Raw genomic sequence first — 15,071 nt, forward strand, 5'->3', positions numbered from 1 at the left:
CGCGAATGAGCATTCCTCACAGCACGCTTCACGCTGTTGCCCCGGCACCCCGCACACGCGGGTTGTCTTTGCAGATTTACGGTTATCTGCTGATTTTGCCCGCGTTGTGTTTTTTGCTGCTGTTTACGCACTATCCGGCGCTGGCGACAATTTGGGAAAGCGTGTTCAGCGCCGCACGTAACGGGCATCCGGCGCAGTTTGTCGGTCTGGATAACTACCGCGCGCTGCTTGATGACGACACCTTTATGCTGGCGCTGCGCAACAATCTGCTTTACGCGGTGATCACCATTCCGCTCTCGGTCGCGCTGGCGCTGATGATGGCGCTGGCGGTTAACCGACGTTTGCGCGGCAACGCGATGATCCGCGCGGCGTTTTTCATTCCTTCTTTATTGCCGATGGTGGCGATCGCCAATCTCTGGCTGTTTTTCTACACGCCGCAGCTCGGGTTGCTCAATAAACTGATGGCGCTGTTTTCGCTGCCCGCCGTCAACTGGCTCGGCGAACCGGGTACCGCGCTTTACAGCCTGATGGTGGTGTCCGTCTGGCGCGAAGCCGGGTTCTTTATGATTTTTTATCTCGCCGCGCTGCAACAAATCGATCCGCGTCTGGCCGAAGCGGCGGAAATAGAAGGGGCGTCGCGCCGCTACTTTTTCCGTCGTGTGCAGTGGCCGCTGCTGATGCCGACCACGCTGTTTATCCTGATTAACGCGTCGATGAATGCTTTCCGCATCGTGGATCAGGTGATTGCCATGACCAACGGCGGGCCAAATAACAGCACAAGTTTGCTGCTGTTTTATATCTACCGCACCGCGTTCAGCTACTGGGATTTACCGTATGCCTCGGCGATGACCGTGGTGTTGCTGGTGATTCTTGCCTCGATTGCGCTGATTAAATTCAATTTGCTGGATAAAAGGACGCACTATCAATGAGCAGCCTGACGATGACGTTAACGCCAGCGCGGACGTTTTCCGCGGGCCGTCTGTGCCTGAATATCGCCATCTGGCTGGCGGCGTTTCTGTGGTTTTTGCCGGTGCTGGTATCGGTCTGGGTCGCCATTCATCCGGCGTCTGAACAGGGGAGTTTTTCGCTGTTTGCACCGCTGACCTTGCAGAATTTTATCAACGCCTGGGAAGCCGCGCCGTTCGGGCGGTATTTCCTCAACACCACGCTGCTGGTGCTGATGATTGTGGTCTGTCAGCTGATTCTGGCGACGCTGGCCGCCTACGCGCTGGTGCGGTTTAAACTTAAAGGTGCCGGAGTTATTTTTGCGCTGGTTTTATTACAACTGATGATCAGCCCCGACGTTCTGATCCTCAATAACTACAAAACGATCGGCGCGCTGGGACTGCGCGACAGTTTGCTTGGGATCGCGCTGCCATATTTCGCCTCGGCATTCGCCATTTTCCTGCTGCGTCAGACGTTCAGAAGCATTCCGCTGGTGCTCGAAGAAGCCGCGATTGTGGAAGGGGCCAGCCGTTTTTACATACTGCGCAAGATCTATATTCCGCTGGCGAAACCGGTGTATGTGGCGTTTGCGCTGGTGTCGATCAGTTTCCACTGGAACGATTTCCTCTGGCCGCTGGTGATCACCGATTCCGTGAAAGTGCGGCCGATTACCGTCGGGCTCCAGCTTTTTTCCGCACCGGAACAGGGCGTGCAGTGGGCGCTGATCGGCGCGGCAACGCTGATGACGGTGCTGCCGTTACTCACGTTATTCCTTATTTTTCAACGTCAGTTCGTCCAATCCTTTATGCGGGCTGGGATTCGATAAGAACAACCGGAGCATGTTATGACCGTGATCACTTCATCCCCTTTGTTATCTGAAGCGCAGGAACAGGCACTGGGCAACGTGAGTGCTTTGTATCAGTTGCCGGACATGCACGATGCCGCCGTTTCGGGCGTCAGGCTGCGTTTCGGGCTGATTGCGGACCCGCAATACGCCGATGCCGACGTGCAGAAAGAGCGCCATTACCGCAACAGCCTGAATAAACTGGCGACCGCGATTAATGAGCTGAATGAATTAAAGCTCGATTTCGTGGTGACGCTGGGCGATCTGGTGGATCGCGACTGGAGCAGTTATCAGGCGGTGCTGGCGCGTTACGAGGCGTTGCGCCATCCGCACGCCGTGCTGATCGGCAACCACGATGCGCAGGTGATTTCCCAGCATCTGGCGGCGCAATCACCCGCACTCGGATTGCCGAAAAGTTATTATCAGTTCTGCCTGCCGGGCTACCGCTTTCTGGTGATTGACGGCAACGACGTCAGTTTGTACTGCAATCATGCCAACGGCGAAGACCGCCAGCTGGCAGAATTTATGCTCGATGAACTGACCGAATGCCAGCAGTCGCAGGCACAGCCGTGGAACGGTGCGGTAGGGCGCAAACAGCTGGAATGGATTGAGCAAAACCTGAAACAGGCGCGTGCGCAGGGCGAAACGGTGCTGGTCTTCGGCCATTACCCGCTGACGCCGGTAAACTCGCATAATCTGTGGAACTGCGAAACGCTGGTGGAATTGCTGTGCCGCTATAACGTGCGTGCGTATTTCGCCGGGCATGACCACCGCGGCGGTTACGACCGCGTGGAAAACACCGATTTTATTACGCTCAAAGGTATGGTTGACGGAGAAAGCAGCCTGCCATTTGCATCCGTCACGCTGACAGGTGAAGTCCTGACGGTCACGGGATACGGGCCGGAGGTGAGCAGGGTTTTGAGCCGCCAGGTTGAGTCTCTGTAACAAGCAAAAAGCCCGCCGTAGCGGGCTTTGAACACAATGACAGAGCTACGCCGTCAGCAAATTCGGGCAGTTCTGCCCTTTGCTCAACTGATCGATGTTCATCAGCGTGGTTTCAGAAATGCTGGTCAGCGCGTCGCTGGTCAGGAATGCCTGATGGCCGGTAAACAACACGTTGTGGCAGGATTACAGGCGGCGGAAAACGTCATCGAGGATCACTTCGTTGGAGTTGTCCTCGAAGAACAAATCACGCTCGTTTTCATAGACGTCCATGCCCAGCGCGCCGATTTTCTGCTTTTTCAGTGCGTCGATGGCGGCCGTGGCATCCAGCAAACCGCCGCGGCTGGTGTTCACGATCATCACGCCGTCTTTCATTTTGGCAAAGGATTGAGCGTTGAGCAGATGGTGGTTTTCCGGCGTCAGCGGGCAGTGCAGGGAAATCACGTCTGATTCGGCGTAGAGCGTGTCCAGATCGACATATTCTGCACCCAGCTCCAGCGCCAGCGGGCTTGGATACGGGTCAAAAGCCAGAATACGCATTCCAAAACCTTTCAGAATACGCATCGTTGCCACGCCGATTTTACCGGTGCCGATGATACCGGCGGTGCGCTGATACATGTTAAAACCAATCAGGCCTTCAAGGGAGAAGTTGGCTTCGCGGGTGCGCTGATAAGCACGGTGAATGTGGCGGTTAAGACACAACATCATGCCCACGGTATGTTCCGCAACGGCTTCCGGTGAGTACGCCGGAACGCGCACCACAGAAATCCCCAGCTCTTTCGCCGCGTCCAGATCAACGTTGTTAAAGCCCGCGCAACGCAGCGCCAGCGTTTTGATCCCCAGAGATGCCAGCTCCTGCAATACTTCACGGCTGCCGTCATCATTGACGAAAAGACAGACGGCATCTGCACCGGCTGCGGTTTTTGCCGTTTGCGGGGACAGCAGAAAATCGAAAAATTCCAGTTCATAGCCATAATGTTGATTGACCAGTTCCAGATATTTCCGGTCGTAATTTTTAGTACTGTAGACAGCCATTTTCATGGTGTTTCTCCGCAGTGAGTTTGGATCTCTGGCGAAACCGTTTCCGATTGTTTTATAAGGAATAAGCTTTTTCAGAAACAATTCGCAATATGCCACCAAACTAGCAGAGCGCGGGGTGGCAGACAATTTTTCCTGTGCTATTTAGGTGCCGGATACGGGTATTTCAACCATCAGGTGTTACGCTAATTATGATATCTTGCGGGCGGTCAGACTATTAAGTGCAAAACAAGGCAAGTCATGAGGAACGGACTGAAAAATAGCGCGCAGATATTCCTGAGTATAGTGGTGATCCTCGCGCTGCTGATCTGGGGGTTATGGAAAACGGTGCCACGCTGGCTGCCACCGCTTGCCGGTCACTGGCTCCCGAAAGGCACACAACTGACGCTCAGCGGTGCGCCGCACTGGTCAGAAGGCGTGTTGCAATTGCCGGGGCTGCGTTATTCCGCCGGAGAATGCGCACTGGCGACCGCCGAAAATGCGCGCCTGAGTAAAGAAGACGGACGCTGGGCGCTCAATATTGATGCGCTGAAAGTCGATACCGCCTGTCTGGCGCAACTGCCCACAAGTGACGCTTCAGCGCCGCTGTCCGTGGCGGATTTACAACACCTGCTACCTGACGGGCGCGTCAATGTGACGCAGCTTTCGGTGACGCCGTGGCAACGTTACGCGGGGCAGGTTCAGCTCAGCAGCGAAGGCGGCGTGCAGCATCTGACCGTGAGCGGTGACGCGCTGAAACTCGACGCCGTACTCGGTGCCGATCGCACGCTGGCGATCCACTCGTTCAGCCTTATCCCGCCCGGTAGCGAACAACCCGTCACGCTCAGTGGCAAACTGCTTCTGCCCGTAACGTTCGATCAACTGCCGGGATCCGGCGAACTTCATGCCGAAATTCAAACCACGCAGGTGCCTTCGCCGCTGGACATTATTCTCAGCTGGCAGGCAACGGAAGGCGAACTGACGCTGACAGAAAAAGGCAGTGATAAACCGCTGGCATTGCTGCCGTGGAAACTGAACGGCAACGCATTGCAGATTTCGCAAGGGCAATGGCGCTGGCCGTATGCCGCGCAACCGCTGGCCGGTGGCGTGAATCTGACGCTCAGCGACTGGTCACCGGCGTTTGACCAAACCAATATCACCGCGCGCCTTAATGTGCTGACGCAGGGCCACAACGGTAAAGCTAACGTGGTGCTGAGCATGGGGCCGGGGCGTATCGGGCTGCTCGACAGCAACTTAGGTTTCCGGCTGACGGGCCAGGCGAATTTGCAGGCGACGTCATTGAGCGCCTCATTGCCCGGCGAACTGAGCGGTTCTGTGCTGAACCCGACGCTGTTATTGCGCAGCGGCTCGCTGTTGCGTGCCTGGGGAAAACCGACGCCGGAGCTGACCATCAGCGACGCGCGCTGGCCGCTGGCGGGCGTAAAAGTGTCGGCGCAGGGCGTCAGCGGGCCGTTGCAGGCGATTTTGAAAGCCAGCCACCGCTTCTGGGGCAAATTCGATCTGCATCTCAGTGGTAAATCTCAGGAGTTCTGGCCGGATGCCGGGCGGTGGGATTTCAATTACTGGGGCAACGGGCATCTGCCGCCGCTGAACGGGCGCTGGGATATGTCCGGCAAAGGGCAATGGCACGATAACCGGATCAGCATCAACAGCCTTTCTACCGGTTTCGACCGGCTGCACTATGGCTTAGTGGATGTTGAAGCGCCGCGCCTGACGCTGGATAAACCGCTGGTCTGGCAGCGCCCGCCGGCGGCCCGTTTCAAGCCGCAATACCCTGATTTACCAACAGTGTTTAAAGGCGACATCAGACTGGTGGCGAAGAAAATCGCGTTCACCAACGGCGGTTATCTGCCACCGGCCACGTTAGTATTGCAGCTTAACGGCGACAGCCCGGATCAGTTTGGCATGCGCGGGATGCTGGATGCTAAACCCATCGGCCCGATCCGGCTGAACGGCCGCTGGGACGGCGAGCGTCTGCGCGGCGAAGCCTGGTGGCCGAAGCAACAGCTGACGTCTTTCCAGACGCTGCTGACGCCAGATCTCAATATCAAATTACGTGAAGGGAGTTTCTACGCGCAGTCGGCGTTTTCTGCCGCACGCGGTCAGGGCTTTGTTGCCGGTGGTCACTGGGTGGTGAAAAATGGCGGCCTGTGGATGAAAGACGGCGACCTGAGCGGGCTGGATTTCAGCCTGCCGTACCGTTTGCAGGATTCCGTCTGGCAGTTGGGCGTTAAAAAGCCTGTCACGCTGCGCATCGGTGAACTGAACAATCTGGTGGCGATGAAAAACATTACCGCCGATTTACAGGGGCATTATCCGTGGAGCGAAGACAAACCGCTGACGCTGACGAATCTGGGCGTGGATATGCTGCGCGGACATCTGAGCCTGTCGGCGCTGAGAATGCCTCAGCACGATGCGGCGGTGCTGAAGCTGGAAAAAATCAATCTCAGCGAGTTGTTTACAGCGCTGAAACCCAAACAGCTGGCGATGTCCGGCGTGATTTACGGTGAGCTGCCGCTGTTTGTCGAGAATCCGAAATGGATCATTCATAACGGGTGGATCAAAAATGACGGCGGCCTGACGCTGCGTCTGGATCCGCAATTTGCCGATGCGATGGCCAGCGGCAACTTCGCCAATAAAATGGTGGTGAGTTTGCTGCGTTATCTGGAAATCAGCCGTTCCGATGCGCAGGTGAGCCTCGATAATCTGGGGGTACTGACGATGGCGGCGAAAGTCGACGGTGTGAATTACACCGACACGACTCACGGTGGTGATAAGGAAAAACGCGAAATCGTGCTTAATTACACTCATCAGGAAAATATTTACCAGCTTTGGCGTAGTTTGCGTTTTGGCGACAATCTTCAGGACTGGCTGCAACAGCAGGTTTCTTTGCCTGCTGATGCGCTGTCGAAAGGTCCGGCTTCCACCGGGCAAAAAGAGGAAAAAACAGTGAGGAAGGAACAATGAAACTGCGACTCGTCGGGCCATGTCTGGCGCTCAGCGTGATGATGCTTAGCGGTTGTGTTCCGCGCATCGAGCTGGCGGCACCGAAAGAGCCCATCACGATAAACATGAACGTGAAAATCGAGCATGAAATTCATATCAAAGTTGACAAGGATGTCGAGAACCTGCTGAAAAATCAAAGCAATTTGTTCTAGGAGCCCGTATGTCCGGAGTTTTGTGTAAAAGGTTCAGCCTGATGATTCTGGCCAGCGGATTGCTGTTTTGCAGCCAGGCTTTTGCGTTAACGCTCAATGAAGCCAAACAACAGGGGCGCGTGGGCGAAACGCTTTCCGGTTATCTGGCACCCGTGAAGCAGGATGCAGAAAGCGTCGCGCTGGCGGCAAAAATCAACGACGCACGTAAACAGCAATACCAGCAGGTGGCGCAGGATAATAACGTCAGCACCGCCGATGTCGCCAGACTTGCCGGACAGAAGCTGGTCGCCAGAGCCGCAACAGGCGAGTTCGTGCGCGGCATAAACGGGAAGTGGTTGCAGAAGTAAGCCGGAAATAATAAGCGTATTCAGTTTACGGCCGGAGAGAAAAATTTCCGGCCGTAAACTTTATTTATAGATTTTTAAATTTCCCTGATAAGTAATTTCTTGATATAAAAACAGAAGAGATTTTATAAGTTATTCATTTGATGAATGATTATTATTGTTGTCCTCGAATAAATATATGTTTCCTATTCTCATGGCAGGGTGTTTAAAATGGCAAACGCAATTTATGTTAAAATGACAGGTCATAAACAAGGATTAATATCCTCTGGTTGTTCAACCTATGATTCGATAGGCAATAAATTTCAGAATGGCCATCGTGACGAAATATTTGTAATTCATTTTGACCACGAAATTGTCAGGAATATGAATGTCAAACATCGGCCTGTCAGTTTTATTAAGTTAATTGATAAATCAACGCCTCTGATAGGAATGGCCATTTCTAACAACGAAAAAATGGATCTGTTTTTTGATTTTTACAGAACCTCATCTGCCGGGGCGCAGGAGAAGCATTTTTCGGTAGAAGTCAGAAACGCAACTATTGAGCGCCACAGTATCAGAGCCCCTCATATTTTAGATAACCCTAACAAAGAGCCTGAAGAAATGATTTCAGTTGTCTATGAAACAATAACCTGGAAGCACCATACGGCCGGTACATCCGGTTATAGTATATGGAGTGATACGATCTAAGCGAGTTTACAAAATAGGGAGATCGAATATGGCAGGGAAGGAAATTAATACAATTTCTCACCTTAGGACTGAAGGGCAGCTAAGAAGACTGACTATCGGAGAGGTAGCATTAGCCCGCCCAATTTTTGGGAACTACATAAATTACTCAAAGGTCTGGATTCACTACGACAGTTATTTACCTTTTGGGGCTCAGGATAAATATACTGCAATGACTCCCAATGGAGAGCTTTATTTCAGGGGGCCGCTCTATTGTGATGATTTTTCTGTAGAGGTACCTGCTAAAAAACATCTGTTCATACATGAAATGACCCACGTATGGCAATATCAAAACGGAGTATGGGTTAAACTCAGAGGGAGCATGAGTTGGGCTGCCAATTATCATTATGACTTCAAAGGTAAGATCAGACTCAGTGAATACTCGATGGAGCAACAAGCTGCTCTGATCGCTGATTACTTTTATCTTTTAAATTACGGTGAGGCTGAATGGGGAGGTCATCAGGATTTATATTATAATGGTGACATTAATGAAAATGTATCATCTTTTTATAAATTAATTTTAACCGACTTCCCAAATTACTGAGTGGAACGATAATGCAAAGGAATATATTGTTTTTAATCATGACCACCTCACTTGCTGGTTGTCATTTGGGCGACAGAATAACACCACCATCAGATGCGGAAGCTGCTTTCGTTGGCGGTTCACTCTGCCTGATGACGCCTGGGAGAACTGAAATTCAAAAGCTAAAAGGGGTAATGTTCGAAATAAGAGGGGAGTCACCGGGTTTCACAAAAATTTTCAAATATGAACGTGAGTATCTTACTGTGAAAAAAGACACCTGTATTCCTACGTTTGAGTATAAATTTGAAAGTGGAAAAGCTTACAATATTACGCTTTCTTTTACGCCGGATACTGGTAATGGCAGAAGTGATTACAATCCGAACTATTACTCCACATCATTTGTTGTTTGGGAAGGGAGTGATAAAAAAAAGAATGTTTCTTATGTTAATTAATAAAAAAAAGCGCGCTTTTCAGCGCGCAAGAGCTTTATCACAACATCATCTGAGCGGGTCTGAAGATTCTAAAGTGAATGAGGGCTCAGATTGTGATAACAGATGTTATGCAGCAGCCAGTTCTTTAATTGCTGCATCGATGGCGGCTTTCGCGTCGATTTGTGCTTTGGTCGCCACTTCCGGGCCGTAAGCAATCCCTTCCGCGTAAACGAATTCTACGTCGCTCATGCCCAGGAAGCCCAGGAACAGAGACAGGTATGGCGCAACCAGATCGGTTGGGGTGTCTTTATGGATGCCACCACGGCTGGTCAGAACGATAACACGTTTGCCTTTCACCAGACCTTCAGGGCCTTTCTCGGTGTATTTGAAGGTCACGCCAGCACGAGCAACCAGGTCAAAATAGTTTTTCAGCTGAGTCGGGATGTTGAAGTTGTACATCGGGGCCGCGATAACGATCACGTCATGCGCCTGCAGTTCTTCAATCAGAGTGTTGGACAGCGCCAGTGCTTCTTCCTGACGTGGAGACAGCGGAGCATCTGATGGACGCAGCGCGCCAACCAGTTCGCCATCCAGGACAGGAATTGGGTCAGCAGCCAGATCACGGACAGTTACGTCAGAACCGCTGTTGGCGGCCTGATACTGTGCAACCAGGTAATCGGCCAGTTGGTTAGACTGAGAGAAGTTAGCCAGAATGCTTGATTTCAGAACGAGTACTTTGCTCATTAATGAGTTCCTTAACTGTGTGAACATAGGGGAGCAGGTTTTATAACCAGAACATCCCCGGAATGGAACTTACTTTATTCACAAAGCTTATTCAGTGATAGCGCAATATTTCGAGACCTCCGTTCAGTATTTTTGAACAAGACACGAAAGGCTAAAAACGTCGAACTTTCTTCATCCTCAATCGCTTGTGTTAACATATTGGCAAACAGGCTCGTATGAACCCGCCTCAAATCATTTCTCATTCAGATGACGGATGCTTTGCTCATTCAGTCCGCTGACTTGCAACAAGGAATATCGAACGTGAAATCACCGCTCGCGGCATTATCAGCGCAGTTAGACGGGCTGATGCTACGTGACCGGCAACGCCTGCAACGTCGTTTGCAGGGTGCCAAAAAGACTTTTGATCAGAACACTAACCCTCAGGCCGTTGAAGCTTTAACGGCTGAGTTTCAGAACGCCATCACCGAAAGCCTGAAGAAAGTCACCGCCCGTGAAGCGTCACGGCCAAAAATCAGCTATCCGGAAAATCTGCCGGTCAGCCAGAAAAAAGATGACATCTTTAAGGCTATCCGCGACCACCAGGTGGTGATTGTCGCCGGTGAGACCGGTTCCGGTAAAACCACGCAGATCCCGAAAATCTGCATGGAACTGGGGCGCGGCATTAAAGGGGTGATCGGCCATACACAGCCACGACGTCTTGCGGCACGTACTGTCGCCAACCGTATTGCCGATGAGCTGGACACCACGCTCGGCAATACCGTCGGCTATAAAGTCCGCTTTAACGATCAGGTCAGCGATAACACGCTGGTCAAGCTGATGACCGACGGTATCCTGCTGGCAGAGATCCAGCAGGATCGCATGCTGATGCAGTACGACACGCTGATCATCGATGAAGCCCACGAACGCAGTCTGAACATCGACTTTATTCTCGGTTATCTGCGCCAGTTGCTGCCGAAACGCCCGGATCTGAAAGTCATTATTACATCCGCGACCATCGATCCGCAGCGGTTCTCCCGTCACTTTAATAATGCACCGATCATTGAAGTTTCCGGCCGCACGTATCCGGTTGACGTGCGTTATCGCCCGATTGTGGATGAGGCGGACGACGTTGACCGCGACCAGTTGCAGGCAATTTTCGACGCCGTAGATGAACTGGGTCGCGAAAGCATGGGCGACATCCTGATCTTCATGAGCGGTGAGCGTGAGATCCGCGATACCGCCGATGCGCTGCACCGTCTGGATTTGCCGCATACCGAGATCCTGCCGTTGTACGCGCGGTTGTCGAACAGCGAACAAAATCGGGTGTTCCAGTCGCACGCCGGTCGCCGTATCGTGCTGGCGACCAACGTGGCAGAAACCTCGCTGACCGTGCCGGGTATCAAATATGTCATTGACCCCGGCACCGCGCGTATCAGCCGTTACAGTTTCCGCACCAAAGTGCAGCGTCTGCCGATCGAGCCGGTTTCGCAGGCGTCTGCCAACCAGCGAAAAGGCCGTTGCGGACGCGTTTCCGAAGGTATCTGTATCCGTCTGTATTCGGAGCAGGATTTCCTGTCGCGCCCTGAATTTACCGACCCTGAAATTCTGCGTACCAACCTGGCTTCCGTTATTTTGCAAATGACGTCGCTGGGGCTGGGCGATATCGCGGCATTCCCGTTTGTGGAAGCGCCCGATAATCGCAATATTCAGGACGGCGTGCGTCTGCTCGAAGAGCTGAACGCCATCAATAATGCGGTCGATGGCCGTTACTCGCTGACGCCGCTGGGCCGCCAGCTGGCGCAGTTGCCGGTCGATCCACGTCTGGCACGTATGGTGCTGGAAGCGCAGAAAAATGGCTGTGTGCGCGAAGCGATGATCATCACCGCCGCGCTGTCGATTCAGGATCCGCGTGAGCGTCCTGTGGACAAACAGCAGGCGTCTGACGAAAAACACCGTCGTTTTGCGGATAAAGATTCTGATTTCCTGGCGTTCGTGAATTTATGGGATTACCTGAAGGTGCAGCAAAAAGAGCTGTCTTCGGCGCAGTTCCGCAAACTCTGCCGCAGTGATTTCCTCAATTATCTGCGCGTGCGTGAGTGGCAGGATATCTACACTCAGCTGCGTCAGGTGGTAAAAGAGCTCGGGCTGCCGGTCAACAGCGAACCGGCGGAATACCGCGAAGTGCATTGCGCGTTGCTGACCGGTTTGCTGTCGCATATCGGGCAGAAAGATGCGGACAAACAGGAGTATACCGGCGCGCGTAACGCCCGTTTCGCGGTGTTCCCCGGCTCCGGTTTATTCAAAAAGCCGCCAAAATGGGTGATGGTCGCGGAGCTGGTTGAAACCAGCCGCCTGTGGGGGCGCATTGCCGCCCGCATCGAGCCGGAATGGATTGAGCCGCTGGCGCAACATCTGGCGAAAAGCAGTTACAGCGAGCCGCACTGGGAAAAAGCACAGGGCGCGGTGATGGCGACGGAAAAAGTCACGCTGTACGGCCTGCCGATTGTGGCCGCGCGTCGTGTAAATTACGGCACGATCGATCCGGTGGTGTCACGAGAACTGTTTATCCGCCACGCGCTGGTGGAAGGCGACTGGCAGACGCGCCATGCGTTTTTCCTCGCCAATTTGCGCCTGCGCACCGAAGTTGAGGAGCTGGAGCACAAATCACGTCGTCGCGATATTCTGGTCGATGACGAGACGCTGTTCCTGTTCTACGAACAGCGCATCGGGCAGGAAGTGGTGTCGGCGAAGCACTTTGATACATGGTGGAAAAAACAGCCGCAGGACAGCCTGAATTTCGAAAAAAGTATGCTGATCAAAGAGGGCGCGGGCAACATCAGCGCCCACGATTACCCGAATTTCTGGCATCAGGGCAATCTCAAACTGCGCGTGACCTATCAGTTTGAGCCGGGCACTGACGCCGATGGCGTGACGGTGCATATTCCGCTGCCGCTGCTCAATCAGGTGAGCGAGGAAGGCTTTGACTGGCAGATCCCCGGCATTCGTCGCGAGCTGATTATGGCGCTGATCAAGTCATTGCCAAAACCGGTTCGCCGTAACTTTGTGCCTGCGCCAAACTATGCGGACGCACTGCTCGGACGCCTTAAACCGTTCGAAATGCCGCTGCTTGATGCGATGGAAAAAGAGCTGCGCAAGATGAGCGGCGTGACCATTGACCGTGAAGACTGGCATCTTGATCAGGTGCCCGATCATCTCAAAATGACGTTCCGCATTGTTGATGAGAAAAACAAAACACTGCGCGAAAGCAAGGATCTGACAGCGCTGAAAACCGGCCTGAAAGAGCAGGTTCAGCAGACGCTTTCTGCGGTTGCCGATGACGGTATCGAACAGCGCGATTTGCATGTCTGGAGTTTCGGCACACTGCCGGAACGCTACGAGCAAAAGCGCGGCGGTTATGAAGTGAAAGCGTATCCGGCGATTGTCGATGAAAAAGACAGCGTGGCCATCCGCCTGTTTGACAGCGAACTGGAACAGCAACAGGCGATGCTGAGCGGGATGCGTCGTTTACTGCTGCTGAACATTCCTTCGCCGGTGAAATACCTGCATGAAAAGCTGCCGAACAAAGCCAAACTGGGGCTGTATTTCAACCCTTACGGCAAAGTGCTGGATCTGATCGACGACTGTATTTCCTGCGGTATCGATAAGCTGATCGCGGAATCCGGCGGGCTGGTGTGGCGTGAAGAGGATTTCGCGAAACTCCATGAGCATGTGCGCGCCAATCTGAATGATACCGTGGTGCAAATCGCCATTCAGGTGGAGCAGATCCTGACGACGGTCTTTAACATCAATAAACGGCTGAAAGGGCGCATTGATATCTCGATGGCACTGGCGCTTTCTGATATTAAATCGCAGATGTCTGGCCTGATTTATCGCGGATTTGTGACGCAAAACGGCTGGAAACGTCTGCCGGATACGTTGCGTTATTTGCAGGCCATCGAACGGCGGATGGACAAACTGGCGATGGATGCTCACCGCGACCGCGCACAGATGCTAAAAGTGGAAAACATCCAGCAGCAGTGGCAACAATGGCTGAATAAGCTGCCGCCGGTTCGCCAGCAAAGTGAGGAAGTGAAAGAAGTTCGCTGGATGATTGAGGAGCTGCGTGTCAGCTATTTCGCCCAGCAACTCGGCACGCCTTACCCGATTTCGGATAAACGAATTTTGCAAACCATGGAACAACTGGTCAGTAATTAACAGGCGAAAAAAAAGCCCGCAACCAGTGCGGGCAAGACGACATCAGTATTCGAAAACCTTGTTAGGGCAGAACAGAAACATCATAGCGTCTGGGTAAAAATCTGATTCGCCAGTTAGCTGCATAAATAGCACGGTATTTAAGTGATTAGACCAGTCAGATAGTCAAAAAGGTCGCTTTTCAGCGACCTTTTTCGTTTTCAGGGGCAGGAGATTATTGCGCGGCAGGGGTTGCCGGAGAACTTGCGCTGATCACACCGGAAGACAATGTGCTCAGAGCGTCACGAATTGCCGGAACGGCCAGCGCGCGGTTGTCAGCCAGATAGCGATCCTGCGCGGCCGGGGCCGAACTTTGAATCGCAATTAACGACCAGCCTTGTGCATTTTTAATTAGCAACGGAGAACCGCTGTCGCCCGGCAGCGTATCGCAACGGTGAGAAAGTACGCCAGGCTGTGCCCAGCCGGTAATCTGACAATCCTGATGAACATACAAATCATCCAGATGATCTTCAGGGTATCCGGCCTGAGTGACTTTTCTGCCTTCCTGTTTCAGCACGGCGGTCAGGTCATCACGCGAACCCTCCCACAATGGCAACGGCTTGATGGGCAAAGCGATATTTTCGTCTGTCAGACGGATCAGCGCGAAATCAAACGGTGCGGCTTTCGGCGGCACAATCCAGCCCTCGCCGTCGGCTTTCAGTTTCTTGCCCAGTTTCGGGTCAACCAATGTTTGTAAAGCGGTGATCTGGTAACGCCATTTCTGATTATGAGAAATGAAGCGCAGGGCGATCACTTTGTCAATTTTCCCCGGCGGTGCCAGAACACAGTGGCCTGCGGTGAGAACCAGATGTTTAGAAATCAACGTTGCGGTACAGAGATTGCCACTTTCCGTTTCTATCTGTCCAATCGCCTGCCATGGCCAGTGTGCGGCGGCGGCAACGGGAGTGCGCTGATCGTGTCCGAAGAACAGGGCAGTTTTTTCTTTAAGGCTGATAGCAGGGGCGTCGCTATCTGCATCATCCGGAGAATCTGCATGCACGAGAGGGCTGGCGGTAAAACAGAAAAAGCACAAAAACAGCGGTAATGCGATGCGCATAACATTCTGACCTTGAAAACAGGGAGAACCCGTGAACCAGTTATTATGGAACGATTATAGACGGTTATCTTTCGTGGTGAATATATTTGTCT

12 protein-coding genes and 1 pseudogene are annotated in these 15,071 nt (G+C 52.8%); 10 read left to right on the forward strand and 3 right to left on the reverse strand.

Features of this window, described 5'->3' with window-relative positions:
- Window positions 1-5 precede the first annotated feature (5 nt).
- The 3 genes from ACM5QY_RS15175 to ACM5QY_RS15185 are packed head-to-tail and all read left to right on the forward strand — an operon-like array spanning window position 6 to window position 2,734.
- Complete coding sequence (locus ACM5QY_RS15175; protein WP_416121582.1) at window positions 6-929, forward strand: carbohydrate ABC transporter permease; 924 nt, start codon at window positions 6-8, stop codon at window positions 927-929.
- Window positions 926-1,771, forward strand: a complete 846-nt coding sequence (locus ACM5QY_RS15180) for a carbohydrate ABC transporter permease (protein ID WP_416121583.1) — start codon at window positions 926-928, stop codon at window positions 1,769-1,771. The genes ACM5QY_RS15175 and ACM5QY_RS15180 overlap by 4 nt, the downstream gene beginning before the upstream one ends.
- An 18-nt stretch (window positions 1,772-1,789) precedes the next feature.
- Window positions 1,790-2,734, forward strand: a complete 945-nt coding sequence (locus ACM5QY_RS15185) for a metallophosphoesterase (protein WP_416121584.1) — start codon at window positions 1,790-1,792, stop codon at window positions 2,732-2,734.
- A 45-nt stretch (window positions 2,735-2,779) separates the two neighbouring features.
- Here ACM5QY_RS15185 and ACM5QY_RS15190 read toward each other — a convergent pair.
- A pseudogene (locus ACM5QY_RS15190) lies at window positions 2,780-3,772 on the reverse strand (2-hydroxyacid dehydrogenase).
- Between the two features lie 237 nt (window positions 3,773-4,009).
- On the opposite strand from ACM5QY_RS15190, the gene ACM5QY_RS15195 reads away from it, so the two are divergent.
- The 6 genes from ACM5QY_RS15195 (at window position 4,010) to ACM5QY_RS15220 (ending at window position 8,969) form a co-directional block, all read left to right on the forward strand.
- Entirely contained in the window at window positions 4,010-6,736 is a 2,727-nt protein-coding gene (locus ACM5QY_RS15195; protein WP_416121585.1) for a YdbH family protein, read from the forward strand.
- Complete coding sequence (locus ACM5QY_RS15200; RefSeq protein ID WP_416121586.1) at window positions 6,733-6,927, forward strand: YnbE family lipoprotein; 195 nt, start codon at window positions 6,733-6,735, stop codon at window positions 6,925-6,927. The genes ACM5QY_RS15195 and ACM5QY_RS15200 overlap by 4 nt, the downstream gene beginning before the upstream one ends.
- An 8-nt stretch (window positions 6,928-6,935) precedes the next feature.
- Entirely contained in the window at window positions 6,936-7,274 is a 339-nt protein-coding gene (locus ACM5QY_RS15205; RefSeq protein ID WP_416121587.1) for a YdbL family probable chaperone protein, read from the forward strand.
- Between the two features lie 207 nt (window positions 7,275-7,481).
- Window positions 7,482-7,958 carry an Hcp family type VI secretion system effector gene (locus ACM5QY_RS15210; protein ID WP_416121588.1) on the forward strand — a complete coding sequence of 159 codons (477 nt, stop codon included), beginning with the start codon at window positions 7,482-7,484 and terminating at the stop codon, window positions 7,956-7,958.
- A gap of 28 nt (window positions 7,959-7,986) precedes the next feature.
- On the forward strand, window positions 7,987-8,538 hold the full coding sequence (locus ACM5QY_RS15215; RefSeq protein ID WP_416121589.1) for a type IV secretion protein Rhs: 552 nt from the start codon (window positions 7,987-7,989) through the stop codon (window positions 8,536-8,538).
- 11 nt (window positions 8,539-8,549) lie between these two features.
- Entirely contained in the window at window positions 8,550-8,969 is a 420-nt protein-coding gene (locus tag ACM5QY_RS15220) for a putative T6SS immunity periplasmic lipoprotein (protein WP_416121590.1), read from the forward strand.
- A gap of 105 nt (window positions 8,970-9,074) precedes the next feature.
- Here ACM5QY_RS15220 and ACM5QY_RS15225 read toward each other — a convergent pair whose 3' ends face one another.
- Window positions 9,075-9,692, reverse strand: a complete 618-nt coding sequence (locus ACM5QY_RS15225) for an FMN-dependent NADH-azoreductase (RefSeq protein WP_416121591.1) — start codon at window positions 9,690-9,692, stop codon at window positions 9,075-9,077.
- A gap of 300 nt (window positions 9,693-9,992) precedes the next feature.
- Between ACM5QY_RS15225 and hrpA the strand changes: the two genes are divergently transcribed.
- The gene (hrpA, locus tag ACM5QY_RS15230; protein WP_416121592.1) at window positions 9,993-13,886 is read left to right on the forward strand and encodes an ATP-dependent RNA helicase HrpA; all 3,894 of its coding nucleotides are present in this window, start codon (window positions 9,993-9,995) and stop codon (window positions 13,884-13,886) included.
- Between the two features lie 211 nt (window positions 13,887-14,097).
- Here hrpA and ACM5QY_RS15235 read toward each other — a convergent pair whose 3' ends face one another.
- Window positions 14,098-14,979, reverse strand: coding sequence for a trypsin-like serine peptidase (locus ACM5QY_RS15235; RefSeq protein WP_416121593.1), 882 nt, complete (start codon window positions 14,977-14,979; stop codon window positions 14,098-14,100).
- Window positions 14,980-15,071: the final 92 nt, after the last annotated feature.

Origin of the sequence: Rahnella sp. PCH160, from assembly GCF_047784855.1 — a bacterium.
GTDB lineage: Bacteria > Pseudomonadota > Gammaproteobacteria > Enterobacterales > Enterobacteriaceae > Rahnella.